Origin of the sequence: Fervidobacterium gondwanense DSM 13020, assembly GCF_900143265.1 — a bacterium.
GTDB classification, from domain to species: Bacteria; Thermotogota; Thermotogae; order Thermotogales; family Fervidobacteriaceae; genus Fervidobacterium; species Fervidobacterium gondwanense.
In genome coordinates this window covers 25,450-50,787 of sequence record NZ_FRDJ01000009.1, presented here as the reverse complement: position 1 = coordinate 50,787, position 25,338 = coordinate 25,450, and the positions used below count along the sequence as shown (strand labels likewise).

The 25,338-nt window shown below is 37.7% G+C and carries 26 protein-coding genes; 20 read left to right on the top strand and 6 right to left on the bottom strand.

Features of this window, described 5'->3' with window-relative positions; translation table 11 throughout:
* Nucleotides 1–50 precede the first annotated feature (50 nt).
* The 19 genes from BUA11_RS07800 to argF all read left to right on the top strand — a co-directional run bounded on the left by BUA11_RS07800 (nt 51) and on the right by argF (nt 19,072).
* A complete protein-coding gene (locus BUA11_RS07800; protein WP_072760219.1) occupies nt 51–899 on the top strand; it encodes a PHP domain-containing protein in 849 nt (282 codons plus the stop codon).
* Between the two features lie 34 nt (nt 900–933).
* A complete protein-coding gene (locus BUA11_RS07795) occupies nt 934–2,871 on the top strand; it encodes an ATP-dependent helicase (protein WP_072760217.1) in 1,938 nt (645 codons plus the stop codon).
* Between the two features lie 38 nt (nt 2,872–2,909).
* Entirely contained in the window at nt 2,910–3,722 is an 813-nt protein-coding gene (locus tag BUA11_RS07790) for a DUF72 domain-containing protein (protein ID WP_245789635.1), read from the top strand.
* A complete protein-coding gene (locus tag BUA11_RS07785; RefSeq protein WP_372589809.1) occupies nt 3,700–4,365 on the top strand; it encodes an RNA polymerase sigma factor in 666 nt (221 codons plus the stop codon). The genes BUA11_RS07790 and BUA11_RS07785 overlap by 23 nt, the downstream gene beginning before the upstream one ends.
* A complete protein-coding gene (locus BUA11_RS07780) occupies nt 4,349–4,762 on the top strand; it encodes a hypothetical protein (RefSeq protein WP_072760215.1) in 414 nt (137 codons plus the stop codon). The genes BUA11_RS07785 and BUA11_RS07780 overlap by 17 nt, the downstream gene beginning before the upstream one ends.
* Nucleotides 4,763–4,795: 33 nt before the next feature.
* Nucleotides 4,796–5,530 (top strand): hypothetical protein, encoded by a 735-nt coding sequence (locus BUA11_RS07775; protein ID WP_143145308.1) that lies wholly within the window; start codon nt 4,796–4,798, stop codon nt 5,528–5,530.
* Nucleotides 5,511–7,112: a radical SAM protein gene (locus tag BUA11_RS07770; RefSeq protein WP_072760213.1), complete on the top strand. Its 1,602-nt coding sequence runs from the start codon at nt 5,511–5,513 to the stop codon at nt 7,110–7,112. Before BUA11_RS07775 ends, BUA11_RS07770 begins: the two co-directional genes overlap by 20 nt.
* Before the next feature lie 55 nt (nt 7,113–7,167).
* On the top strand, nt 7,168–10,194 hold the full coding sequence (locus BUA11_RS07765) for an S-layer homology domain-containing protein (protein ID WP_072760200.1): 3,027 nt from the start codon (nt 7,168–7,170) through the stop codon (nt 10,192–10,194).
* 49 nt (nt 10,195–10,243) lie between these two features.
* Entirely contained in the window at nt 10,244–11,239 is a 996-nt protein-coding gene (locus tag BUA11_RS07760) for an ABC transporter permease (RefSeq protein WP_072760198.1), read from the top strand.
* A gap of 41 nt (nt 11,240–11,280) precedes the next feature.
* On the top strand, nt 11,281–12,165 hold the full coding sequence (locus BUA11_RS07755) for an ABC transporter ATP-binding protein (RefSeq protein WP_072760196.1): 885 nt from the start codon (nt 11,281–11,283) through the stop codon (nt 12,163–12,165).
* A 48-nt stretch (nt 12,166–12,213) separates the two neighbouring features.
* Nucleotides 12,214–13,314, top strand: coding sequence for an ABC transporter permease (locus BUA11_RS07750; protein ID WP_072760194.1), 1,101 nt, complete (start codon nt 12,214–12,216; stop codon nt 13,312–13,314).
* A 13-nt stretch (nt 13,315–13,327) separates the two neighbouring features.
* Nucleotides 13,328–14,251, top strand: a complete 924-nt coding sequence (locus tag BUA11_RS07745) for a phospholipase D-like domain-containing protein (protein ID WP_084634412.1) — start codon at nt 13,328–13,330, stop codon at nt 14,249–14,251.
* 5 nt (nt 14,252–14,256) lie between these two features.
* Complete coding sequence (locus tag BUA11_RS07740; protein WP_072760192.1) at nt 14,257–15,252, top strand: L-threonylcarbamoyladenylate synthase; 996 nt, start codon at nt 14,257–14,259, stop codon at nt 15,250–15,252.
* A 42-nt stretch (nt 15,253–15,294) separates the two neighbouring features.
* Nucleotides 15,295–15,858 carry an ATP-dependent protease subunit HslV gene (hslV, locus tag BUA11_RS07735; RefSeq protein ID WP_072760190.1) on the top strand — a complete coding sequence of 188 codons (564 nt, stop codon included), beginning with the start codon at nt 15,295–15,297 and terminating at the stop codon, nt 15,856–15,858.
* Nucleotides 15,859–15,883: 25 nt separating this feature from the next.
* Nucleotides 15,884–16,165 carry a DUF503 domain-containing protein gene (locus BUA11_RS07730; protein ID WP_072760188.1) on the top strand — a complete coding sequence of 94 codons (282 nt, stop codon included), beginning with the start codon at nt 15,884–15,886 and terminating at the stop codon, nt 16,163–16,165.
* Nucleotides 16,166–16,199: 34 nt separating this feature from the next.
* The gene (gene yqeK / locus BUA11_RS07725) at nt 16,200–16,781 is read left to right on the top strand and encodes a bis(5'-nucleosyl)-tetraphosphatase (symmetrical) YqeK (protein ID WP_084634411.1); all 582 of its coding nucleotides are present in this window, start codon (nt 16,200–16,202) and stop codon (nt 16,779–16,781) included.
* Nucleotides 16,778–17,503, top strand: coding sequence for a hypothetical protein (locus BUA11_RS07720; protein ID WP_072760186.1), 726 nt, complete (start codon nt 16,778–16,780; stop codon nt 17,501–17,503). The genes yqeK and BUA11_RS07720 overlap by 4 nt, the downstream gene beginning before the upstream one ends.
* Before the next feature lie 28 nt (nt 17,504–17,531).
* Nucleotides 17,532–17,984: a hypothetical protein gene (locus BUA11_RS07715; RefSeq protein ID WP_072760184.1), complete on the top strand. Its 453-nt coding sequence runs from the start codon at nt 17,532–17,534 to the stop codon at nt 17,982–17,984.
* A 146-nt stretch (nt 17,985–18,130) separates the two neighbouring features.
* The gene (gene argF, locus BUA11_RS07710) at nt 18,131–19,072 is read left to right on the top strand and encodes an ornithine carbamoyltransferase (protein ID WP_072760182.1); all 942 of its coding nucleotides are present in this window, start codon (nt 18,131–18,133) and stop codon (nt 19,070–19,072) included.
* Nucleotides 19,073–19,141: 69 nt separating this feature from the next.
* On the opposite strand, the gene BUA11_RS07705 is transcribed toward argF, so the two are convergent.
* Genes BUA11_RS07705 through BUA11_RS07685 form a run of 5 tightly spaced genes read right to left on the bottom strand, consistent with a single transcriptional unit; the run spans nt 19,142 to nt 24,296 of the window.
* Nucleotides 19,142–20,863, bottom strand: coding sequence for a hypothetical protein (locus BUA11_RS07705; protein WP_072760180.1), 1,722 nt, complete (start codon nt 20,861–20,863; stop codon nt 19,142–19,144).
* Entirely contained in the window at nt 20,848–21,282 is a 435-nt protein-coding gene (locus BUA11_RS07700) for a ribonuclease III domain-containing protein (protein WP_245789631.1), read from the bottom strand. The genes BUA11_RS07705 and BUA11_RS07700 overlap by 16 nt, the downstream gene beginning before the upstream one ends.
* Nucleotides 21,254–21,619 (bottom strand): DUF1667 domain-containing protein, encoded by a 366-nt coding sequence (locus BUA11_RS07695; protein WP_072760178.1) that lies wholly within the window; start codon nt 21,617–21,619, stop codon nt 21,254–21,256. The genes BUA11_RS07700 and BUA11_RS07695 overlap by 29 nt, the downstream gene beginning before the upstream one ends.
* Entirely contained in the window at nt 21,616–22,854 is a 1,239-nt protein-coding gene (locus BUA11_RS07690) for an NAD(P)/FAD-dependent oxidoreductase (RefSeq protein WP_072760176.1), read from the bottom strand. Before BUA11_RS07690 ends, BUA11_RS07695 begins: the two co-directional genes overlap by 4 nt.
* Complete coding sequence (locus BUA11_RS07685) at nt 22,851–24,296, bottom strand: NAD(P)/FAD-dependent oxidoreductase (protein ID WP_072760174.1); 1,446 nt, start codon at nt 24,294–24,296, stop codon at nt 22,851–22,853. Before BUA11_RS07685 ends, BUA11_RS07690 begins: the two co-directional genes overlap by 4 nt.
* 94 nt (nt 24,297–24,390) lie before the next feature.
* Between BUA11_RS07685 and tmk the strand changes: the two genes are divergently transcribed.
* Nucleotides 24,391–24,999 (top strand): dTMP kinase, encoded by a 609-nt coding sequence (gene tmk / locus BUA11_RS07680; RefSeq protein WP_072760172.1) that lies wholly within the window; start codon nt 24,391–24,393, stop codon nt 24,997–24,999.
* Here tmk and fliQ read toward each other — a convergent pair.
* Entirely contained in the window at nt 24,988–25,254 is a 267-nt protein-coding gene (gene fliQ, locus BUA11_RS07675) for a flagellar biosynthesis protein FliQ (protein WP_072760170.1), read from the bottom strand. The genes tmk and fliQ overlap by 12 nt on opposite strands.
* Between the last annotated feature and the right edge of the window lie 84 nt (nt 25,255–25,338).

Genomic DNA, 25,338 nt, shown 5'->3' with positions numbered 1-25,338 from the left:
TATATCACAAAATATGGTATAATTAACACGAAAAATCGGAGGTGATTCAATTGGTTTTGGATCTTCACACTCATACAACAGCTTCTGATGGTACACTCAAGCCGAAAGAACTGATACAAAAAGCACAAACGATAGGTTTAGAAGTGTTGGCAATAACTGATCATGATACAATTTCTGGCTTTGACGAACTCGATTCTGTAGTAGAAGAAACGGACATAACCGTTATAAAAGGCGTTGAAATAAGTGCTGATTATCCTACGGACAGTTTGCACATACTCGGGTACAATATTAAGGATTCACTTAGAGTAGCACACGTGCTAAACGAACTTATTGAATATAGAAACAAAAGAAATGAGATTATCTTGGAAAAAATGAATCAGTTCGGGTTTAAAGCAACTATGGAAGAAATAAAGAAAATAGCGAAAGGTAAAGCTATAGGAAGACCGCATTTTGCAAGGTTGATGGTTGAAAAAGGGTACGTGCAGACTATTGACGAGGCTTTTAGAAACTATTTGAAAGATGGCGGACCTCTTTTTGTTGAAAAGAAACGTTTAAAACCACAAGAAGCTATAGAATTAATCAAGGAAGCAGGTGGTATTGCAATATTGGCACACCCCTACCAAGTTCTGAAGGATGGACTACCTTATCCTATAGCTGACGGCGTAGAAAACCTCGAAAGCTTCATTCGTTACCTCATATCAAAAGGCTTAGACGGCATAGAGGCGTACTATTCGACTCATTTGCCGAAGCAGACGGAGGAACTTCTCAGCATAGCGAAGAAATACGATTTGTTAATAACTGCAGGTAGTGATTTTCACGGAGATAACAGACCTAACGTGAAGCTTGGAATGAATGTACCGTTCAAGACTGTTGGAAAATTTTTATCTAAGCTCTTTTGATTTTCCGAAATCCATAATAAGGGGTAAGATAAACATGCACAGAGAAAAGGATGTTAAAGAATACAGACTTGAAAGAGCTGAAAAGCTAACAATTCATGACAACATAATTAATGAATTAGATGCCGAGCAAAGAGAAGCAGTAATAAATTCTTCTGGAAAGGTGATAGTAATAGCTGGTCCGGGCAGTGGCAAAACCAAGGTAATAACTTACAAGATAGCCCATTTGCTTTTGAACGGGATTAAACCTTCTGAGATACTTCTTGTTACATTCACGCGGGCGGCTGCTAAGGAAATGATAGAACGCGCTCAAAAGGTTGCTGGGAAAAATCTTGATGGCATGATGGCTGGTACATTTCACCACGTTTGCAACGCCTTGTTGAGAAAGTATGGGTGGGTTATGGGGATAAAACCAAATTTCACCATACTTGATGAAGAAGATGCCACGGATTTGATGAAATTAGCAAGAAGCCGTTTTGTCACGTCGAAGCAAATGGGTAAAGCCTTACCAACACACAACGAACTGCACTCATTGTACTCTTATATGGTGAACACTATGCAGACTCCGTATGAGGTCCTCCTCAAAAAGGCAAGAAGATGGATTAATGTTGTCGATATAATCGAAAAGATATTTCAGGAATATATCTTGGAGAAAGAGAAACAGAACGTGCTTGACTACGACGACCTACTCTTGAAAATGTTACGATTACTTGAGGAACACCCAGACATACGAGAGCGGATTTCCTCACAATTCAGATGGGTTTTAGTTGATGAATTTCAAGATACTAACATACTTCAGTTAAGGATCGTTGAATTACTCAGTCAGGTTCACGGAAACCTTTTTGTGGTGGCAGACGATGCCCAGAGTATTTATTCTTTTAGAGGAGCAAGGTTTGAAAACGTTAGTGAGTTAATGAAAGACGCGAGGATTTTCAAGATACAGACGAATTATAGAAGTGCGGATAAGATTGTTGATTTGGTTAACGCGATGATTCCGCGCTCAGCTGTTCCGAAACGTTTGCGCGCAGTCAGAAGTAGTGTTCAAAAACCTATTGTTGTGAATACCTATGACCACTTTGACGAGGCACATTTTGTTACGCAAAGAATCATTGAGCATGTCGAAAATGGTGCAAGTTACAGTGACATAGCAGTTATATACAGAGCACATTCCCATTCCTTAGAATTACAGATAGAACTTGCAAAGAAGAATATTCCTTTCAAAATTCTCTCTGGTTTAAGGTTCACAGAAACCGCACATGCTAAGGATGTTATTGCGTTTCTGAAAATATTGGAGAACCCGTATGAGACGATTTCGTGGATGAGAATACTAAAGCTGTTGGATAATGTTGGGAATGTTAGAGCTGAGAAAATTATTAGCGAAATAACATCAACTGAAGACCCAATAGGTACATTTTTAAATGTAGATGTTAAGAGTGAAAACATCAAATCACTTAAGAATGTACTTACCGAATCACTTGGAAAGTCACCTAAAGAACAGATTAGAACTTTTTACGAGAATTTTTACAAATATGTCTTAGAAGTCCATTACCAAGACTTTAGAGATAGAGAAGAAGATATAGAAAGGCTCATCGAGATGGCGAGTTTTTATGAAACTACAGAAGCTTTGCTCAGTGAATTAATTGTTTCAGATGCACGGGGCATAACAATTGAAAATGATGAAGATAGTGGAAAAGTTACATTGACGACTGTACATCAAGCAAAGGGGCTTGAATGGAAAGTGGTATTCGTTATTGGAGTAAATCCGGGAGATTTTCCACATTTCTTGGCTTTAAAAGATAATTCGCTGGATGAAGAGGAAAGACTTTTTTATGTTGCGATAACTCGGGCGAAGGATGTGCTGTATATAACTCATTCTGTTCTATCAAGAGGAAATTATATCAGTTACGATAAGATAGAAAGAGATTTTGTCAAAGATATCCCTCCACACCTTGCAGAATTTTGGCGTGTTAGATAATTCTACTGAAACTTGGAAGTTTGAGAAGAAGGGATTTTGTGAATGAAAGAAATACTTTGAAATGGTATATAGGAACGAGTGGTTTTTCATTTTCTGATTGGATCGGTACGGTTTATCCAGAAAGCATCAAGAGTTCGGAGATGTTTACGTATTATTGTCAGCACTATGGTTTCAACGCAGTTGAGATAAATTATACTTTCTATCAGATGCCGTCTTATAAGTCTATAGTTTCTCTTTTAAGGAGGGCACCTACAGGTTTTAAATTTGCGCTAAAGATACACGGCTCAATAACACATGAAGGCAATCTTGAGAATATTGCCAATTTCCTCAAAAACACCCATATAGTATTCGATGAAGGCAAACTTGCTGGTTATCTTGCACAGTTTCCCTATACATTTAAGTATTCGGATGAAAATATTACTTTTCTAAAAAGGATTGCTGAGTGCTTTAAAGACTCAAAGGTGTTTATAGAATTTCGACATTTGAGTTGGTCTTATAAAGAGGATGTAGTTGAATTTATTAAAGAGTATTCACCAAACGTAAGTATTGTTATCGTCGACTTACCGAAGATTTCAGGATTGTACCCATTTAATACGTATTACAACAGTGAGGACGAAGAAATATACGTTAGGCTTCACGGACGTAAGAAAAGTTGGTTCACTGCTGATGAAAAAACAAGATATGATTATTACTATACAGAAGACGAGCTTGATGAGATTTCAAAGAGTATACTTTTACCAAATGTAAAGAAAGCCCTTGTGTTTTTCAACAATTGTTACAGAGGACAAGCTCTAAGGAATGCTCGTTCTTTTAGAGAGCAGGTAGGGGGTGAAAAGATTGGAATCTTCTAACAACTCTTCAAGAATGGATATTAATTCGCAAAATGAACGATTTGATGAAAACGTTAGTCAAAATAATTGGTGTTCGGAAGATAGATTAATCAAGGCTCTTAGGAAAGGCGATGAAAATGCATACAGGTTCCTCTATAAAACGTATGCTTCAAAGATAGGAGCCTTAGCTAAAAGTTTTATGGGGTCAGACGATGTAGACGATGTGATTCAAGAGGTATTTTTGAAGATTTATAAAAACATCAAAAAATTCAGGGGCGAGTCAAGGCTTTCAACTTGGATATACAAAATTGCTATTAACGTTTGTAGAGATCACTATAAAAAGTACAAGGGTAGAGATGTTTTGATTGATTTGTCTGAGACCAACGATAGCGACGAATATCAAACTCAGTACAGCACCGACGAAGATATTCAGGAAAACGTGGCTAATGAATTTTCTTACGAAAAGCTTAGAAAAGCAATTGAGAGGCTTTCACCAACTGATAGAATGATTCTCTACATGAAAGAGGTTGATGGGTTAACATATTCTGAAATAGGAAAAATAATTGATAAACCTGAAGGAACCGTGAAAAGCAGACTTCACTACATAAAAAAAGAGTTAAGGACGGCACTTAAGGAGGAGTCTTTAAATGAGTATAATGAGTGATCCAAAAGAATTCTCCGGGGAAAGAAAGTATTTGAAATTGGTGTTAAGCGAGTATTCTTACAAACCTGGGCCGATTATGGAAGAGAAAATCATTTTGAAGATAAAGCGAAGAAAAGTCAGAAGCCTAATTTATAGATACGGTATTGCTATTTTGATAATTATTTCAATACTTTTCGCTGGTTTCGAATACATTAAGCCTGGAAGCTATACTAACAGTTTTACACTGATGTTTCACAAAGCAGCAGAGACCTTTAAATTATTTACGGAAAATGATAATCCAAGCGTTATACCAGCTTCGGAAGATGCTTCCTTAGAGCACTCTAATGTTGAGAACGAAGAAAATGATGTTTTCAAAATAATCAGATATACTGCAATTGCAAGCGACGGTGGGTGGTAAAAAGGTAGAAATTCCAAAAAGCGAGGCAGAAAGATGATAAGACATACAAGAAGATTCTTTGTATTCGCTATATTTATAATTTTATTGCTTGTGCCGAGTTTCAATTTCTCAGAAGGCTATTATGTCAGAATGGTTTATGAGACGACCAAATCCGGCACTATGTTTAGAAGTGAAGAGGTTTATGAAAGCGGGGATATAAAGGTTGTTTTCGTGACGAGTCCCGAAAGTTTTACATGGGTAAGGGTGAAAGACAAATACTATATAGGAAACACCAACAATTTAACACGGACTTTTCAGATAAGAGATCTCGCGGATATAGCATACGAGTATGTCAGGTCTAAGAAATTAGATATCTCTGTTGATGGCGTATATAAATTTTCGGAAGATACCTTTTCTTTAGAAATTTTCGTCGTTTCAGGAGAGATAATTCGTATTTTTAGGAAAGTTGGAGACGTTTCAACAACGATGTATATAAACAAACTCCCAAAGCAGTTTGATATGAAAAGTATTTTATCAAAATTTACACTTGTTGAAAACCCTAATTTACCAGAGGAAGTATATAACTTGAATAATATCTTTTTATGGGCTTCCGTGTCAGAAGGTAAAGGATATATAAGGATTTCCGGCTATGATAAAGAAGGAAAACCCCTCGAAATGGAAATAAACAAAACAAGTGGTGATTTCAAAATAGGATCATACTATTTGAAAATATTAAAAGCAACTGAAAAAACGCAGAAGGAGATTAAGAATGCGTTGCGTGGTAATTGACGGTTATGTTGACGAACCTGCTGTTCTTGGAGTACCGCCTTACGTAAGCACTTATGTAAGATACGTTTCAGGAGCTTTCATTCTAAAAGGTTATGAGGTTGATTATTACACAATTGATGAAATACGTGCCAAAAGCCTATGGCACGTTTTTTCTGTTTATGATGTTGTTGTTATAGTCGGTGGTCTAACTGTTCCGGGAAAGTATGTGGGTGGAACACCTATAAATCCGTTTGAAGTTCAAAAAATATTTAGCAACTGCAAGAACTCTTACCGAATCTTAATGGGAGCATTGGCCAAAGCTTTCTCAAACAGAGGTGGAAGTCTAGCAAAGGATATTTCCAACAACATAGAAGTTGAAGAGACAGTGGATGATATAGGAAGATGGATTTCAGAGTATTTAGAGAAGCCTTATATTGATGCTATACGCTCTACCTCAATAAGTGGTTCAGAAATTGTGCAGAAACACCCGAGGTTCCCAAATATAATAGCTGAAATCGAAGTATCTTTGGGTTGTGAGAGAAGAACTTACTGCACATTTTGCACAGAACCCTTGTTACATCCTAAGTTCTTCTCACGTCCTGTTAAAGATATAATTGATGAAATAGAAAGCCTTTACAAGTCTGGAGTGAGAGCTTTCCGGCTTGGCAGAAGTGCGAATATAATAGCCTATGGTAGCGACTTTAACGATAATAACATAAACCCCTTGGCCGTTGAAGAACTTTACAAAGGCATAAGAGAAAAATGCCCCGATTTGAAGGTTTTACATACCGATAATGCCAATCCAGCTTACATATCTAAGAATTTGCCCAAGTCAGCTGATATCCTTGAAATTATAGTGAAGTACAATACCTCAGGAGATATCTTATCTTTTGGCGTTGAAAGTTTTGATCCGATAGTCAGGAAAAAGAATAACATAGACGGAGATGTACAAGATATTGATACAGCTGTCAGAGTTGTTAACGAAATCGGTGCAGTAAGAGATGCCACTGGCGTTCCAAAATTGCTTCCTGGCATTAACCTTATTTTTGGACTATTCGGAGAGACTAAGAAGACATACGAGTTAAATTACAGAAAACTGTTGGACTACCTAAATTCAGGGTATCTGCTTAGGAGGATAAATCTTCGTCAGTTAATGATCTTTCCAGGAACTCCTATATGGCATTTAGCGAAAAGAAAGACGCTGAAACCTAACAAGCAGTTCTTTGAACACTATAAATTTATTATTCGAAGAGACATTGATAATCATATGCTAAAGAGGGTTTTTCCACAAGGTACGATCCTTAAAGAGGTGATTCCTGAATTTCAAGAAGGTCGGATAACATTTGGTAGACAGCTTGGAACTTATCCGATCCTCGTCGGTGTTCCTGCCCAATTTAGTGTTCCAACAGACATAGTTGTTGTAGATTACGGACAAAGATCTTTGACGGGTGTAAGAAAAGTCAATTTTTCAGAACTGACAATGGAGGAGCTTCTCTGCCTTCCCGGAATTGGTAAGAAGAATGCACAGCGTGTCAAGGAGCAAGATTTTACAACTTTAGACAAAAGTTCATATGAGTTTCTAAAAAAATATTTCTTGGATTAAAACGAATAAAAAGCTGGTATAATTGTTAGGGAAAAATTCAAAGGGGGGAAGGGTTATGAAAAAGAAGATTTTTCTTTTTCTGTGCTTGATATTCCTAAGCCTGACTGGGTTTGCTCAATACAAAGATGTACCAGAATCTCACTGGGCTTACGAAGCTGTGGAAAAAATGTCAGACCTTGGAATTATCACCGGTTTTCCTGATGGAACTTTTAGGGGGAACGAAGTTGTTACGAGATTTCAGGTTGTCGTACTGATTTATAGGTTATACACTGCATTTGAGACAAACATTAAAAGCATCGATGAGAAAATAACATCAATTCAAGAAAAATTATCTTCAGAAACTCAAATGTCTCAACAAAAGGTTCTTATTGAAGTGCAGAAAAGTCAAGAAAAGACAAACTCGGATATAAACAAAGAAATTTCTGATATAAAGACTTCGCTCGCCCTCCTTACAAAAGATATGAAGCTGCTCACCGAGAATCTTTCCTCATTATCGTCAGAGATTACAGATGTAAAATCTTCAGTAGATAGCAGATTTTCAAGCGTTAAACAAGATTACGAAGCTTTGCGAAATGCACTTAGTGAACTAAATTCTAAGTACAACGTTCTAGACCTTAAACTCAAAGAACTAGAATCATCATCAAAGAAAGTTTCAGAAACCGTATTTCAATTGTCTGATAAGATTTCTGAATTAGAATTGAAAGTAAATCAAGAAATAGAGTCTTTGAAGCAAAGTGTTGCTGGAGCGGGAAACAAGAATTTGCAGCCAGTCTCTGAAAAGGACAGAAGTGAAGATATTGATGCGCTTAAATTGAAGATAGAATATCTTCAGAAGCAACTAACGATGGTTCAGGAATTGAAGACTGAGATAGAATATCTTAACAAAAAGGTTTCTGAAATTGAGAGCTCATTGTCAGAGGTTAAAGCACAAAAAGAAACTATCCAAGCTGACAGTAAAACCAAGATTGATGAGACGGAAATTGAGGAAATGCTCAGAACTATCCAAGGGTTGCTAAATGAAATAGCTTCTATGAAGACTGAAGCAACTCTCTCAAAGGATAAATTAAATATGCTGCTGTCCAAAGTTGATGAATTAGGTGCTAAATTGTCACAGATGGAAACTTACGATCAAGAAGTTAAAGTACAAGTTGAACAATTGAAAGCAAGTATTCAAACTCTTTCAGAAGCAGTAGATAAGAATGGTCTTATTTCTGACGGCACTGATACAACGATGTTGGCAGAATCTGTAGAGATAATTAAACAGAAAATTCTTGAGAGTGCGGAGCTAACAGCACTTATGAAATCGACAAGGAAATTGGTAGAGCTCGAAACTAAGGTTGATTCCTTAAGTTTGAAGATTTCAGATATAGAGAAGAGCATATCAACTATGGGCAACTATGTAACGAGATCAGAGGTCGAGTTGTTGAAAGCTGAAGTTAAAACGCTCAAAGAGCTTTTGGGAGAGTTAAATGCGAGTTCTTTAGATAGCGAACAAATTGCACAGATTTCCAAACAGATTCAACAGAAAAACCAGATGATTGATAATCTCTCTGTAAAGGTAGATGAATTGACCATTTCCTATTCATCTCTCACAAAGAATGTTTCAAGCATAGCCGAGAAAGTTGAGAAGCTTTCGAATTCCGTAGACTATCAATCTCTTGCTTCTGATATTGCTGATTTGAAAGATAAACTAAGCAAACTTAGCGATGAGCTCCAAAAAAGGGTAACCACAACGCAGCTCAATTCCGTTAATCAAAATATCCAAAAGGTACTCTCACTAACTCTTAATCTGCAAGATGAGGTAAAGGTTTTGACGAAAAGGGTAGAAACCTTAGAGGCCCAGAAAACACAGTCTGAAATAAAACCAGAAACGACTGAGAAAAGAGACGAAGCTTCTGCACAGAAAGTACCTGAATTGGAGAATATTGAAAAAGAGGTTGCTAAAATTGAACAAAATCAGGCAAAAATTACAGAAGATGTTAAAATCCTTACCGGGCAGGTAAAGGGTTTGAATTCAGATACGGGCGAACTAAGAGTAAAAATGAAAACATTGGAGGAAGAAATCAACAATCTTAATAAAATTTACATCGGTCTTATGGAAAAGATTGAAAAGATTTCTTCTAGTCAGATACAGACAAAGCCGACAGTTCTTCCCACTGAGCAACTGGATGAGATGCTGGAAAAATACGTTACGAGAGATATGTTTGAAAAAGACATAGCTTACATAAAGGGTGTTTCAGGGAATATTCAGAATAAACTTGAAGAGATCACAAGTTACGTTGAGAATATTGAACAAAAGATCAGTGCACTCGAAAACCGTGACGAGATTTTAAATGACACAGTAAACAATATCGCTGCTGCTGTTTCTGAATTGGCAGATAACCTAAAAGGTATACAAAATGACGTTGAAGAAATAGAAAGCAAGATATCTCAGATAGAAAATCGGACTCAAAATCTTGAAAAGAAATTTATTGACATGAGTGTTGATCTATCACTTATTAAAGAAACTCAAAATAGATTAACCAGTGATTTAGAAGCTATCTCAAACCAGATGCGGGAACAAAACAGAAGAATTGAAGAGCTTGGTGATAAGAATATTCAGATAGAGAACGAAAACAAAAATGTAAGTGGAAAGTTAGACGCTTTAGCCTCAGAAATTAAGAATCTCGAAAACAAGAATTTGGAGCTTGAGAATAACTACGGAGCCATGCTTATGAGAATTGAAGACTTAGAAAAACAATTAGAGCAGATCAACACTACCAAAAGAGATTATGACGAAGACATGAAGTGGCTGGAACAGGATCTTACCACAAAAATCATGCTCACTGAAACAAAACTGTATGAATTAACTGGGGCACTTGAGAAGAAAATAGAAACTGTTAAAGGATTACTGAACGAAAGTGAAAAAGGATTGGGTGAAAGGATAGATTCTACACTAAATCTGCTGAACGAGAATAATAAGAAAATGGAAGATAAATTGGAAGAACTCAGGAAGGAAAATGAAACGCTTAGGACTTGGCTTGTAATAATAGGTTTGGCCATTGTGGGATTAGGTGCGTATCTGTTTTTGCATACTCACTAAAGTTTTCTAAGTTTATATAAGACAAACCTAATGTTTTATGAGGTGTATCATGGTATTCTACTCATTTCTCGTTGTAAACTTTAGAAATAAATTTCTGTTTTTTATGAACATACTTCTTCCTGTTGTTTTCATAATACTATTTGGAGCAGTTTTTGGCAAACAAGAGAGCGGTCAGTCTGTTGGGTATTTTTCCGACAGGCCGCTTTCTTTTGAAGCAGCTGGGTGGCAGGAGTTAGAAAACATACCGGACAACGATGAGATTGAGAAGAGTTCATTCGATGCGATTGTAGTCGCAAGAGAAGGAAAGATAGATGTCTACATCAAGTCTGCGCTATTTGAAAACAGTTATGATTTGGAAGCTTTCAAACTCAAGTACGCTTCAGCCAATCGAACGTCTATTATTAATGTGAAAGCTCATCAAATAACGATCGGCAAGAATCTTTCGGATCTCGAGTACATAATGATAGGTGTGATTTCCATTTCTCTGCTTTCAGTTGGTCTGAATGCTGGTGTAAATATATATACGGACTATGTCAGATATGGACTTTTTAAGAGATTGGCAACTACTCCGATCAGTGCTTCGAACTTGCTTATCAGCTCGGTTGGTGCAAACATTATCACTGGTCTGATCTCTTCTTTTCTTGTGATTCTTACATCCAAAATTCTCTTTAAAGCAGATATTGTTATCCCACCATCGAGAGTTCCAATTTACATCTTAGTTGTCATCTCGTCAGTTCTACTCAATCTAGCCCTTGGAGCCTTGATTGGCTTATCATTTCGAAAGGCTGCAAAAGGCGTAGCACAGCTTCTTTACACTCTCTTCATATTCTTTTCTGGGGTTTACTTTCCGATCGAGTTTATGCCAAAATCATACCGAATAGTATCTTACATCACAACGCCTCGGTACGTTCACATGCTGTTCCAAAAAGTATACGACATAGACGTGCTTAGCAATACAGCATTTTTTATTTTAGTCACCTCTTTCACTCTCTTAGGATTTATCGTTGGAAGTTATAGCATTAAGTTACACCTCAAACAAAGGTAAATCTGTTCTGAATTATTAATATTCCATGGTGGTGATACGCTTTGAGCGAAATTATATTAAGTGCAAAGAATTTAAAAAAGTATTATCCAGGAGTTAGGGCGGTCGACGGTGTGTCAATAGAGCTCCGTAAAGGGGAAGTAATATCGATCCTCGGACCAAATGGCGCTGGGAAAACAACTACAGTTGAGATACTCGAGGGTTTGAGAAAACCTGATGGGGGGGAGATATTTTATTTTAATAGACCTTTCCGCGGCACAAAGGAGTTTAAAGAATTGATAGGGGTTTGTCTTCAAGAAAACTTCTTCTTTGAGGAGTTAACGGTTCTGGAAACGCTCCGCATGTACTCAGCTTTGTACAAGAAGAAAGTTGATCTTGGGGAAATCATTGAAATATTCGAACTGAACGAAAAACTTAAGTCAAGAGTTAAGAATTTGTCAGGGGGTCAGAAGCAACGATTGGCACTTGCTCTCGCGTTTGTCAATGATCCGGAGATAGTTTTTTTAGATGAACCGACTGTTGGATTGGACCCGCACATACGTCGGCACTTATGGGACATAATAAGACACTACAGGCAAAAAGGTAAAACTATAATACTTACAACACATTATATGGAAGAAGCACATCAACTTTCCGATAGGGTCTACATAATGGACCACGGAAAGATAATCGCACACGGGACACCACAAGAGCTTATAACCTCCTCTGGACTCCATTCGGTTGTCGAAGTTAGGAAACAAAATTTGGAAGGCCTGAAGCTTGAGGAATTTGAAAATGTAATAATCTCAGGTGAATATGTATATATTTCGGCAATAAACATTGTTCCAATTTTGGAAAAACTGCTTGAATACGATATTCATGACTTCGTTGTGAGACAACCAACCTTGGAGGATGTCTTCTTGAAATTGACGGGTAGAAAGATTGACTGACGACATTGATTTTGTTCTTTTTAATAATCAAGAAAGCGGGTTGATAATGTGTATAATTTGGCACATATTTTTGAGATTTTTAGCGCACTATTTAAGGAACTTTTCATAAGGTCAAAAGAGAGTGTTTTTTGGTTGGTCTTGTTTCCAACACTATTATTCTTAATACTGACCTCGATTTTTGGAAATGTCGGGGAAAATATAAGTCTTAAGGTTAAAATACTTGGGAAAAGCGAAATACTGAAAGATGTTTTTACGTCTATAAAGCAATTCGAAGCTGAATTTGTAGAAAATTCAAATATAGAAGTTCTCAAGGAAGAACTTAAGAATGGGAAGATAAACGCTTTTGTAGTGTTACCAAAAGATTTTGACTCAAGATTCGGGTTAGCTAATCTGTTGAGAAACACAAGATTGATGAGAAAATTGGATATAGAAATATACTACGTACCTGTAAGGCAGGAATCGCAGATCGCGGCTGACATTTTAAATGGAGTATTCAGTTCAATCGGAGGTTCAGAAAGAATTGAGTATGCCGTCCATAAGCTGAATGCTACACAATTCAATTACAACTATTTTATCTATCCGGGCGTTATAGGGATGGCGATTCTATCGGCTTTCTTGTTTGGCTTCTTGGATATATTAACTTATACGCATCGCAGAGGAATTGTTAAAAGGTTATATTTAACTCCGACGAGTCTTATAACTCTTTACACACTAATCGGTCTAATTTGTATGATTGTCCTTGTGATTGGTTTGATAGTCCTGAGTTTTGTTGCGCAACTGAAAGGTGTGCAAGTTATGAGATACGTCCCGACGATGCTGATTCATGTTTCTATGGCATCCGCCGTCATGATTTCTATGGCAATGGCAATCTTGACCGTATCTAAGAATACTTCAAGGCTTTTCATATTTGAGCAGATATTTTTTCAAGTCCAGATGTTTGTTGGAGGCTTTTATTTCCCGCTCAAACAAGCCAACCATATAGTCAGATCAATAGCTCAATTTTTACCAATCACTTACACTGTTGATGCACTGAGAAAGGTAGACGGCTTTGAAGCATTTCAAAATCATCTGCTTGTTCCAACTCTCTATATTTTCTTTTTTGCTCTAATTGTTGTACTCAACAGGAAACGACTATCTGTAGGGGTGTAAGAAGATTAAGTATATGAAAGGTAATTTTGCACGATACAAAATCATACCCTACGTAGTAATTCTTAGCATAGTAGCTCCAATATGTACCATATTCTTTTTCAAGATACTGTCTGTAAAGTCTGACTACAAAGTGGGCTTTACAGAGTATGGTCCGTTAACAGATACGATTTTACAATTTATGTACGGTTCTAATTCCTTCCTTTACGTCTCTTCTCTCGATGTTTCACATCCTGAAATACTAAACGCGTTGATAAGTCTTCAAAAGAATGGTATAGACGTGAGAGTTCTCACTGAGAAGCCAGTTACAAATATTAATTCGAAGATTGATATCTCAAAAGGACTCCACCATGTAAAATTCATGGTTAACGACAATGGTGTGGTTTTCGGATCAGCAAATTTCAGCAAAAGTGGTTTAGAAAGTGGCTTAAATGACATGATATTCTTTTCAGTTCAGTACGTTGAGAGATTTAAAGAGTTCTTCCTAAAAGCTTGGGATTATGGTACAATTGTTAAAGTCAAGGACTTTCAAGTATCTCCTGTTGATAAGACAGAAGAATTTGTATTAAAAACTATTCAAAATGCAAAGAAAAGGGTCTGGATATGTGCTTATGCGTTTACTGATTCAAATCTGCTTGCTTCACTAAAATACAAAGAAAGTACAGGGGTAGATGTTAGATTAGTTACGGATAAATGGTTTTTATCAAGTCCTTTGTTAAAATACAAGCCGCACAATTCTGTAATCGTAAGTAGTCGAATGTTGCATCATAAGTTTATAATTGTTGATTCTCTTCTTATTACTGGCTCAACAAATTATACAGAAAGTGGATTTCACAGAAATGTTGAGATGATGTGGAGCACAAAGAACAAATATATATTAAAGCGTTACGAAACTGTTTTCTTAGAACTCTACAATGAGAAAGCTCACGGAAGGTGGTAACGACAGTGGAGACAAAGATAGTTGTTGTTAAAGACCCGTACTCAGATTCTATAGATGTGGCGTGTGAAGTGCTGAGAAGCGGAGGGCTTGTCGCATTTCCAACGGAGACCGTTTACGGATTAGGTGCAGTCGCGACTAATCCTGAAGCGGTGAAGAAAATATTTGAAGTTAAAGGCAGACCTCAAGATAATCCCTTGATAGTCCATCTCTCTTCAATCGAACAGATCACCAATTTTGCATATTTAGATGAGAAATTTGTACCAGTAATTAAGAAACTTTCACCTGGACCTATAACATTCGTCTTGAGAAAAAAAGATGTCATTCCGGCTGAAGTTACTGCTGGACTTGATACAGTTGGGATACGAATTCCAGCACATCCTGTTGCGCAGAGATTGATAGATTGTTCTGGACCAATCGCTGCACCGAGTGCTAATTTATCAGGAAGACCGAGTCCAACAGATGCTCAGAGTGTCATTGAAGATTTGAAAGGTTTAATAGAATGTATCATCGACGCAGGACCAAGTGCGTTTGGAATAGAGTCAACGATTGTTGACCTCACTCGTGAAAAGCCTGTTGTACTCCGTCCGGGTCCTATAACACTTGAAGAACTGAACGAGATATTCAAAGAATTTGGTGGAGTTGAATATCACAAAACAAATATGGAAATCAACAAACCACTTGCTCCTGGAATGAAATACAGGCACTACGCTCCAGATAAGCCGCTAAGAATCTTAGAAAGTAACGCGCTAAAGGATTTCATTAATACAAACACACTGATATTGTGTACAGAAGAAACTAAGGATTCGCTACTTAAGGATGCTGAAAATGTTTATATTATAGGTCAGTTTAAAAAGCCATATACGATTGCGCAAAATTTATATAAAAGTCTGAGGTTTATAGACAAGAGTCCTTATTCCGATGCTGTTATAGAGAAGTTCCCAGAAGAGGGTTTATTCTTTTCTATAATGAATCGCATCAAAAAAGCGGCGATAAAGAAATAAACTAAATGAACCTGACGGTTGTGGAGGGAGGAATAGCATAGGATGGATAGAGAAAAATTCGAGAAGAATGAGAAATTGTGGAGATCAACCACCGTACTTGCGGTTAGGAGAAATGGAAAGGTAGTTATGGCTTCGGATGGCCAGGTGACATACGGAAATACAGTTATGAAGGCGAGTGCCAGAAAGGTTAGAAAAATTGGTGATGGAAAGGTTTTGGCTGGATTTGCAGGTGCAGTTGCCGATGCCATGACTTTATTGGAAAGATTCGAAACGAAATATAGAGAGTGGAATGGAAATTTACTCAAAGCTGCGATAGAACTGGCGAAGGATTGGAGAATGGATAGGGCGCTCAGAAGGTTGGAAGCACTGTTAATTGTTGCAGACAAGGAACATCTTTTAGTAATATCCGGAACAGGTGAAGTAATCCAACCTGATGAAGATATAGCTGCTATAGGTTCTGGAGGACCCTACGCACTTGCAGCGGCTCGCGTTTTGATTCGCAACACTGACTTTGATGCTCGCAAAATTGTCGAAGAATCGATGAAAGTTGCAGGAGAAATATGTATTTACACAAACGAAAATATCGTAATAGAAGAACTGGAGTAAGAGAATATTCATAGGGGCATTCGATATGGTAGTTGGATATGGCACAATACTCATAAGGCTGTTTGGGGTCAATTCTCTAAAAGAGAAAAGAAGCATAGTGCGTGGTATCGTGAACGAATTGAAGAAGAGATTTGAAGTTTCGGCAATTGAAGCTGGAAGGCAGGATTCAAAAGATTATATTATGATTGGTATTGCCTTTGCCACTCTCTACGAAAAAGACGCAGAATCGAAGTTTGACAATATAGAGTATTTCATTGAAAGTATCCATACGATAGAGGATTTTTCATATGATTTTCACCATTTTTAAGTATAGTGATTCCTTAGGCTTGTGGAGGTATGATATGGATTTGGAGTTAGTAATTAAAGACTTAGGAAATTTGGTGAGTAAACTCGTTCTTCCGGAACGCAAGCCACATGTGGACGGAGTTGTAGATTTTTGTCGTAGGCTATCTAAAAGGTACAACGTAGACTCAAAGATTCTTGAGATAATGGCACTTGCACATGATGTTTTTAGAGATGTTGAAGCCACAACGCTCATGAGAATGGCAAGAGCTTACAATATTCAAATAACTGAGTTACATCAGAAGAAACCAATTTTGTTACACGGTCTTGTAGCCGCGGAATTTATCAAGAGCAAGTATGGAATTACCGATGAAGATGTACTCTTAGGAGTAGCATACCACACCTCAGGGCATCCGAATTTTGGAACGTATTCTAAAATGCTCGCACTGGCTGACTCGCTTGAATTTACAAGAGTGTACGACAAAGTGAATCAGTTAAGAGAACTTGCATTTTATGATATGGAAATCGCCTACAAAGAAGTAATCCGCAATAAGATTGTCTATGCTGTTAACTACAACCTTTACGTGCTACCATATACCTTAGAGACATGGAATAACTTGGTGGAAGGAGGAAACTCATGAGAACTGGTGGCAAAAAGACCTACATTGGAAGAAGGAAAGAACGTGAGGTAAACTGGGTAAAACCTACTATCATTGTTTTTGGGATACTGCTTGTTATTATTGGACTCTATTTTGGAGTAAAAATTGCAGCCATTCGGAACTCACCTGAATTCGATTTAACGAAGATTTCAGCGTACTATTTTTATTTACCAGATTTGTCAACTGACATATCCAAGATCGTCGAAGCAAACAATAGTTTGGTCATAGTCGATGGCAACAAAAGGGTCGTTGATATCATAGACATACCGGCAACTCTTTTCGTAAACTCATCGAAAATAGATGCTTTGAATACAAATCCAAAAGATTTTGCGGTGGCTGTCTTAGGATTGCTTCAAATAAAATCTGATTACGTATACACGGTAACTTTAAAATCTGATTATTTAAGGAAGATAGGTGTTTCGAATATTGATGAAATGATTAATACATATGGCAAGAGAGGGTTGCAGATCTTTGATTATTTTTCTCTGAAGGGACAAGTTTCGATTCTAAGACCTGAGTCTATAATCACCGATGCGAGTTTGGCAAAACTGTACAGTTCACTTGGGAAGTTTAATATCAGAAAACACGCACTACCGCTTCTAACACAGAAGCCGCTTAAGATTACTGTCGACGAAAAGATTTATTATAGAACATATTTGGATGAGGGAAAATTATCTGGATTTTTGGAAGAACTGAAAAAATGAGAATCTCTTTCAATAAGGAGGTAAAGTTATGAAGAAGTTTGTTTTTTTAGCTATCGTGTTCCTTTTGTTTGCAACAAGTTTTGCATTTGAGCTGAACAGTGGAGTATTGTACTCCTTTTCCGGTCAATTGCTCTATGCGCTGGAATTTAATACTCTTAGTAATCTCGTTAATGGTCCGAGCACAACAAGTGGATTCAGTTTGATGTATATAACAGATGTGGCCGAGAAGCACTTTGGAGCAATAGGTGGGCAGGCAAAGTATGACATTAACCTTGAAATTGGTAGGATTTCTTTATACGGTTTTGGAGGTATGTTATTTCCAATTTTTGAATTCGGTTTTGAGAAAATCACGAGCATCGTCAGGGTTGGAGCGAAATATTACATAGGAAACATAATTATCAATTCAGGAATTTACTCATTGTACTTAATAGATAGTACAAAGCTTGAAGGAGTTGAATTTTCAATAGGTTATACATTTTAGTTTGAAAGGTAAATTTGATAGTTTTTTATATTTCTTTATGCACAGTTTTACTTTAGTATGCGAGGTTATATTGAGGTTGAAAAAATGTCTTTTTATAATATCATAACCTATGGTGTAAACATTTCTAATTGAAGGAGGTATATTTTATGGCAGTAAATATGAAGGGCAAGTCTATTCTTTCCTTAATGGACAACACGCCTGAGGAAATAAGGTACTTGCTTGATATTGCCAAACAGGTCAAAGCAGAGAGCCGTGCAGGTATAAGACACCAGAGATTTGTTGGAAAAACGCTTGCTCTGATTTTTGAAAAAAGGTCAACAAGAACAAGATTAGCTTTTGAGACTGCTTTCGCTGAGGAAGGCGGACATCCAATATTCCTTTCCATTCAAGACATTCAACTTGGTGCAAAAGAGTCTGTTGAAGATACAGCAAGGGTCCTTGGAAGAATGGTTGATGCTATTGAATTCAGAGGATTCAAACAAGAAACTGTTGAGATTCTTGCAAAGTATTCCGGTGTTCCGGTTTACAATGGTTTGACTGATCTTTTCCACCCAACACAGGTCTTAGCTGACTTACAGACGGTAGAGGAAGAATTCGGAAGGCTGAAGGGTATCAAGATGGTCTTTATGGGTGATGGTAGAAATAATATGGCCAATTCCTTGATGGTTGGGGCAGCAAAAATGGGGATGCACTACGTTATCTGCTCACCGGAATCACTCAGACCGGAAAAGTGGTTGGTTGACGAATGTTTGAAATTTGCTCAAGAGAGTGGGGCAAAGATAGAATTTACAGATAATCCGGAAGAGGCTGTCAAAGGTGCGGATGTCATTTATACGGACGTCTGGGCCTCAATGGGTGAAGAAGACAAAGCTGCAGAAAGAAGAAAATTGCTCCAGCCATATCAAGTTAACGAAGAACTTATGAAGAAAACAGGAAAGCCTGAAACGATATTTATGCACTGCTTACCAGCTGTTAAAGGCGAAGAAGTAACATTTGAAGTTATAGAAGGCAAACAATCAAGAGTTTGGGATGAAGCAGAGAACAGAAAGCACACAATTAAAGCGATAATGATAGCTACATTACTTTAATCAAAACACTAATAATGAACAATGATAATTGAAAAATCGGCGGTGAGGTCACTCACCGCCGTCTTCTTTCTACATCTGCTCGATTATCTTATACAATCTCTTAGCCGCCAGATAGGTTCCTTCTTTTTCGTATCCCTCAACGCCAAGCATCGTTCTAATCTCTCCAACCTTCACCCCGGTTTCGAACATCTTTTTCATGAATACCTGTGCAATTTTGTGGTGTGCCTCTTTTCTTTGTACGGCGCCAAATGGATTAGCAAAGTAACTTTCTGTCATTCCTTCCTCTGAAGTTGTACCTTTCGACATACGACGCCCAGCCGAGAATACTTCAAGTGCCTTTTCTACATCGTCAAAGAAGACGATCCTATCCTCATCGTTATCGGTTTCTGTGTAATTGTTCGCATAGAAGAAAAAATCAATTGGCGTTGGCGTTATCACTTCTTTATAATTGTTGAATGGTACTATAACTCGTGCATTTATCTTATCTGGATTCATAAATATACTTCTGTCCATTGTGTAGTAAGCGTATCCTGGCGGTAAATCATCAAGCCTTACGAACGCTCCAGTTTCCGTTCCGTAGGCTACAACTCTACCATTTACGATGTCTAAAGAGCCCATGTCATCGATTATAACGTCAACATAAGCCACTTCTTCTAATCTGTTCAATGCATCTAATGTTTCACTCTTACCAGCTCCGCTGTCACCTACGAACATCGCGACTGCACTCTTGCCATTTTTCAAAACTATCCTCGCCATTGAACCATGGATTGGAAGTTTTCCTTGATCAACCCTTATCAAATTGTGAAGCGTAAGTATTGTTTTTTTCATGTATCCAAAATAATCATTCTCATCAAGGGCTGGAATCACACCAATGTATGTGTTTTCTTCCTTGAATATCACACCGTTTTTCCATTCTGGTTTATAGTCTGGTATCAATTCTGGTTGTAACCCGAATATTAGAACACCTGAAACTTGCTTGCTCTTCATGTCTATAAGCTCTGCAAACTGAAAGAGATTTCCAAGACCTGCGGCATGTGACAAGAATTCCTTGTGGACATAAATATAGATTAATAATTCTGCAGCTAAAATTGGCACCAAGTACCAATCACGTTCTTTATTTGGCAACTTTATCCTATCTAATACTCTATTCTCAACGACAGGAAGTGTTCCTTTTCTCTTGTTTGATTTAGTATAGAATATAACAGGCGGATCAAAAATAGCACCCCAGATGACAGGAACGTTATCAAAGTGTCTCAATTTTTCTTGGGTGCACTCGAATGTGTCTACAAGGAAAGTAACCTGTGCGCCGCTCGGCAACTGACGTATTATATTTGTATTATCTGAAATTATATTTTTCATTATTGTCCTGTAGAGATTTCTGACTAAATTCTTAAATTCTTCAGCAACCATTGCTGCAGTAAACACAATGCTCGTTTTTCTTGCACTATCTAACGTATAGCTTTCTCTTTTCATCATAAATCTGTGTTTATTTCTCCAAAAAGAGTAAAAAGACTCAACGAATTTTGCTAAATCCTCAGGATTAACGTAATTTATAATAGTAGTTATCTCGCGGATATTCCGTAAGGTGAGTAAATGAAGGTATTCAACTATATGCCTAATGTCATAATCTTCGCCAATTCGAAAGGCTTCTAAAGTTCTTAATAGCGGAGAATTCCTTTCTTTTAAAACGTCTATATACTCTCTCAGAAGTGCTTCAAAACCTGGGTTACTAAGTATTTCACTAGAATCCGTATATACGATTGAACCGTCGATAATCACACTTCTACCCATCTTATTCCCTCCTTCAAAAGAAAGGCTAGTCTCTTTTGGTCAACTAAATAAAGATAACCAATTAGAGCTTCAAATCCTGTGCTTTCCATATAAAAGCGGTCATTACCATGCTTTCTTGCTCCCTTACTGTTCACGCCCCTTCTTACTATATCGAGTTCTTCTTCAGTAAGCAAAGGCAAGAGTGTTTTAAGAAATCTGCTCTGTCCTTCTCTTGAAACGTATTTACTCGCTGCTTTGTGTAATTCTCTAACTTTCCAGTCTTTTAATGTATATATTTTTATGAATAGATTAAAAATTGCATCACCAAGGTAGGCGAGTGTATCTGTTGAGAGCTCTATTGGATTTACATTAGGTTTTGGAAGAAAATCCAGGAAACTCCTTTCTGATTCTTCAAATTCTTTCGACATTTCTTGTTGCAACTATATCAACTCCCGTGTTAAGTATGTTTTCTATAATTACTTCACCAGCTTTGATAGGTGCTTGGACTTTCGTTTGTTTAAGTATTTTCATAATATCATTTATCAGTCTTCTTGGAACAGGTTTGGTTGTTTTTACTGAAACTAATGGAATCTCGCCGTTTATAACAAGTACACTTGAGGTTAGAATTCGCAACGGTTCTGTCATTTCTTGCTTTCCGTATTCAACACCTCTTGGACATTTATTACCCGTTACTTTAATTTCTCCAGTGTCTTCTTTTGTCACAATTAGTCTACAGCCAAGTGGACACATTATGCACACCATTTCTTCAGTTATCATTCTAACACCTCCACGAGTATGTCACCGCTACCAAGTTTGGATTCCGGAATCTTTATACTCACCATCTCACTCGGGAGTAGGTTGAGATGTTTCTTACTGTAAAGCAAGTTGTTTCTTTGCTTAACTCTTATTGTTCCCTCTGCAATCGGCTTTTTAACTCTCAGATACAGGTTAAGGTTCGTTCCTTCTTCATACCATGAAGGGAATAATATCCCAACGTTTGTACCTTTCTCAACAAAAAATCTTGCTGGTTCCCAATTGTTCTTAGCATACATAGCAGCAAATTTTCCAGCGATTGTTCCCTCATCTGTGACCCAGTCAACTAAATCATATATGACAGTACAATTACCTGCTGCAAATACCCAATTCAAAGATGACCTTCCACTACTCGATGTAACTATACCCTTAGTCCAGGAGTCTATTTTTAAGAAATCTTTGAAAAGTGTCGATTGTGGAATGAGACCAACCGAGAGAACTAATGTATCAACTTTAAACTTTTTCTCAGTTCCCGGTATAGGCTTAAAACTTTCGTCTAACTGTGCTATCACAACTTCCTCTAACCTCTCTTTGCCGTAAATACCAACGACTGTATGGCTAAGGTAAAGTGGGATATCAAAATCTTTCAGGCACTGTCGTATGTTTCTTTCCAGACCGCCAGGATATGGCATACGTTCTACTACCGCAACAACCTCAACACCTTCCAAAGTCAACCTTCTTGCCATAATCAGTCCTATATCTCCAGAACCTACTATAAGAGCTCGTTTACCTGGTAACCTGTTTTCTAAGTTTACGAACCTTTGCGCAACACCAGCTGTGAATACACCGGCAGGTCTTGTACCTGGCACCAAAACGCCGCCCATAGGTCTTTCTCTTGCACCAGTGGCAACTACCAAAGACTTTGGCCTGTAAATTGTTATACCTTCGGTTGAAGCCACGATGACTTCTTTCCTTCTGTGATCGATCTGATGGACATATTGTTCGACTTTTACATCGATATTTGGATACTGTGCGACTATACTTTTTATGCGCTCGGCATATTCAGGTCCTGTCAACTCTTCCCTAAAATAGTGCAATCCGAACCCGTTATGGATACATTGATTTAAAATTCCACCACTTCTATCATCTCGTTCTACTATAACAACATTGTTAACTCCTTCCCGGGCTGCGCCAATCGCAGCGCCAAGACCTGCTGCACCTGCACCGATGACTAAAACATCTATATTTTTCTCGGTCATATTTCCCTCACCCGCCCGTTGAGAATTTGACTTTTTTCACTTCTCAGTTTTATTTCTGATATATCTATATTCAATTCACGCGCTAATATCTTCATTATTCTGTGCATGCAAAATCCGCCTTGGCAACTTCCAAACATGGCTCTTGTACGGAACTTTATTCCATCGATTGTTTTGGCACCTTTCTTTATAGCTTCAAGAATTTCTTTTTCAGTCACTTTATTGCAAAAACATATCATCTTTCCAGCAAGAGGATCTTTCCGTATTTCCTCGTCCCACAAAGCAGGTGGAAGTTCTGCGTATTTCTTAATTCTTTCCCTTAAAGGGTTAAAGTCTTTCTTAGTTGTGAAATTTTCTCCCATAGCTTCTTGGATTTCCTCAACAATGTACTTGGCTATAGCTGGTGCTGCAGTCAAGCCCGGAGAACGCATAGCCATGACGTTGAAAAATCCGAAAACGCTCGTTCTACCAATGAAAAAGTCCTTTTGCGGACTTTCTGGCCTTAAACCAGCAAACGTTTTTATCGAGGCTCTGAAATCGATGAGAGGGGTCATTCTCAAAGCTTTTGACATTAGGGCTTCGAAGCCTTCGAAGGTTGTTGAGGTATCTTCCCTAAACTCTTTTTCAGGTGGCAAATCCACGGCAGTTGGGCCAACTAATATTCCACCATCAACGGTTGGGGTCACGAGTGTACCTTTTCCGAGAATTGAAGGCGTCGGGAAGAGTACACTTTTTACAAAACCTCCGAATTCTTGCTTGTCTAAGAGAATGTATTCTCCTTTACGTGGATGAAGTGGCACGTATTCTGCGCCCGCTTTTTTCGCAATTTCATCCGCATACATACCGGCTGCATTGACCAAAGCGTCTACTTCAAATTCTCCAATGTTTGTAATCACTTTCTTTATTTTTCCGTCTACAGTAGATATGTCAAGTATTTCTGTATTCAAATAAAGCTTTGCACCATTCTGAATGGCATTTTCTACCGCTGCCATTGCAACCATCCATGGTTCGGTAATACCAGCTGTAGGTGCCCAGAGTGCTGCTATAACTTCCGGATTTACGTTTGGTTCATATGCCAGTATCTTATCTCTATCCCAAATCTCTATTCCAGGTACATTATTTTGCTCGCCACGCTTGTATAGCTCTTCAAGCGTCTTAAGCTCTTCGTCTTTGAAAGCAAGCACCAAGGAACCTATTCTTTTGAGGTCAAATTGTAATTCTTTAGAAAGTTCCGAATAGATCGCATTTCCTGGAACACAGAACTTGGAGCGAACAGTACCTGGCTCATCATCATAACCGGCATGCACAATGGCTGAATTAGCTTTCGTGACTCCCATTCCTACATCAGAAGCTTTTTCGAAAATGATAACCTCAACATCGTACCGGCATAATTCCCTTGCTATAAGGCTTCCGACAACGCCCGCACCGACAATTCCTATTCTCATATTTCTACCCCCAACATGTTTGATAATCATTCAATTTAATTCTACCATATGATAGAATATTTTTGAAACTTGCTTAACAGAAGGAGGAATGCCAATGTTTATTGCTTTCGAAGGCATTGATGCTTGTGGAAAGAGCACACAAATACAACTTTTTGCCGAGTATATTAAGAAGAGGGGATTTAAGTATACTACTGTTCGAGAACCGGGTGGCACAAAGTTAGGTGAAAAAATACGGGAAATTCTTATAAATGAAGACATGAATTCAAGGAGCGAGCTTTTACTCTTCTTAGCTTCAAGAGCACAGCTTGTTGAAGAAGTTATAAAACCAGCTCTGAAGAGAGGAGAAATAGTCATAGCAGATAGATTTGCTGACTCAAGTGTGGCTTACCAAGGCGGAGCAAGAGGGCTTGGTGTTGAAATTGTCCAGCGGCTCAACGACTTTGCAACAGACAACGTATATCCAAATTTAATCTTCTTCATCGATATTCCTGTTGAAATTGCTATTCAAAGACTTGAAAAAAACCAAAAGGACCGCATTGAAAAAGAAGGGGCAAAGTTTTTCGAAATCGTCAGAGAAACATACTTGAAGTTAGCAAAAAACAATAAGAATTTTGTTATAATAGATGGTAATGATGATATTAACGAAATCCATAGGAGAATCGTAGAGCATTTTGAACTGAGAACCAAGAGTTTAAATCATTGACATATACTTTTCTATTATGTCTCTGAAAAAATCAAGCATACTCTCGATCATCCAACCAAAGAGAAACATCAACGTTAAGAACACAACAAGTATCCTTGGAGCAAAGGTTAATGTCTGTTCATGGATTTGTGTAGCAGCTTGAAAAATGCTTATAAGGATTCCAACAATAAGGCTTATAAGCAATGGAGGTGTGATTAAAGTTAACAAGAGTTGTATACCATGCTTGACAACATCTAAGAAGACTTCTAAAGTCATAGCATAACCTCCTTGCTGAAACAGTTAGATCAACACGATTAAATTATAACAAAACAATATAATTTTTCAAACACTGTAAAATCG

Bases quoted from the DNA above. Each gene is read 5' to 3' on its own strand.
- BUA11_RS07695 (WP_072760178.1), bottom strand. From the start codon at position 21,619: ATGATAACTGAAGAAATGGTGTGCATAATGTGTCCACTTGGCTGTAGA.
- fliQ (WP_072760170.1), bottom strand. From the start codon at position 25,254: ATGACTTTAGAAGTCTTCTTAGATGTTGTCAAGCATGGTATACAACTC.
- BUA11_RS07720 (WP_072760186.1), top strand. From the start codon at position 16,778: ATGAGAACTGGTGGCAAAAAGACCTACATTGGAAGAAGGAAAGAACGT.
- BUA11_RS07705 (WP_072760180.1), bottom strand. From the start codon at position 20,863: ATGGGTAGAAGTGTGATTATCGACGGTTCAATCGTATATACGGATTCT.
- BUA11_RS07795 (WP_072760217.1), top strand. From the start codon at position 934: ATGCACAGAGAAAAGGATGTTAAAGAATACAGACTTGAAAGAGCTGAA.
- BUA11_RS07780 (WP_072760215.1), top strand. From the start codon at position 4,349: ATGAGTATAATGAGTGATCCAAAAGAATTCTCCGGGGAAAGAAAGTAT.
- BUA11_RS07745 (WP_084634412.1), top strand. From the start codon at position 13,328: ATGAAAGGTAATTTTGCACGATACAAAATCATACCCTACGTAGTAATT.
- BUA11_RS07765 (WP_072760200.1), top strand. From the start codon at position 7,168: ATGAAAAAGAAGATTTTTCTTTTTCTGTGCTTGATATTCCTAAGCCTG.
- BUA11_RS07770 (WP_072760213.1), top strand. From the start codon at position 5,511: ATGCGTTGCGTGGTAATTGACGGTTATGTTGACGAACCTGCTGTTCTT.
- BUA11_RS07775 (WP_143145308.1), top strand. From the start codon at position 4,796: ATGATAAGACATACAAGAAGATTCTTTGTATTCGCTATATTTATAATT.
- BUA11_RS07715 (WP_072760184.1), top strand. From the start codon at position 17,532: ATGAAGAAGTTTGTTTTTTTAGCTATCGTGTTCCTTTTGTTTGCAACA.
- BUA11_RS07730 (WP_072760188.1), top strand. From the start codon at position 15,884: ATGGTAGTTGGATATGGCACAATACTCATAAGGCTGTTTGGGGTCAAT.
- BUA11_RS07760 (WP_072760198.1), top strand. From the start codon at position 10,244: ATGGTATTCTACTCATTTCTCGTTGTAAACTTTAGAAATAAATTTCTG.
- BUA11_RS07690 (WP_072760176.1), bottom strand. From the start codon at position 22,854: ATGACCGAGAAAAATATAGATGTTTTAGTCATCGGTGCAGGTGCAGCA.
- argF (WP_072760182.1), top strand. From the start codon at position 18,131: ATGGCAGTAAATATGAAGGGCAAGTCTATTCTTTCCTTAATGGACAAC.
- hslV (WP_072760190.1), top strand. From the start codon at position 15,295: ATGGATAGAGAAAAATTCGAGAAGAATGAGAAATTGTGGAGATCAACC.
- yqeK (WP_084634411.1), top strand. From the start codon at position 16,200: ATGGATTTGGAGTTAGTAATTAAAGACTTAGGAAATTTGGTGAGTAAA.
- BUA11_RS07685 (WP_072760174.1), bottom strand. From the start codon at position 24,296: ATGAGAATAGGAATTGTCGGTGCGGGCGTTGTCGGAAGCCTTATAGCA.
- tmk (WP_072760172.1), top strand. From the start codon at position 24,391: ATGTTTATTGCTTTCGAAGGCATTGATGCTTGTGGAAAGAGCACACAA.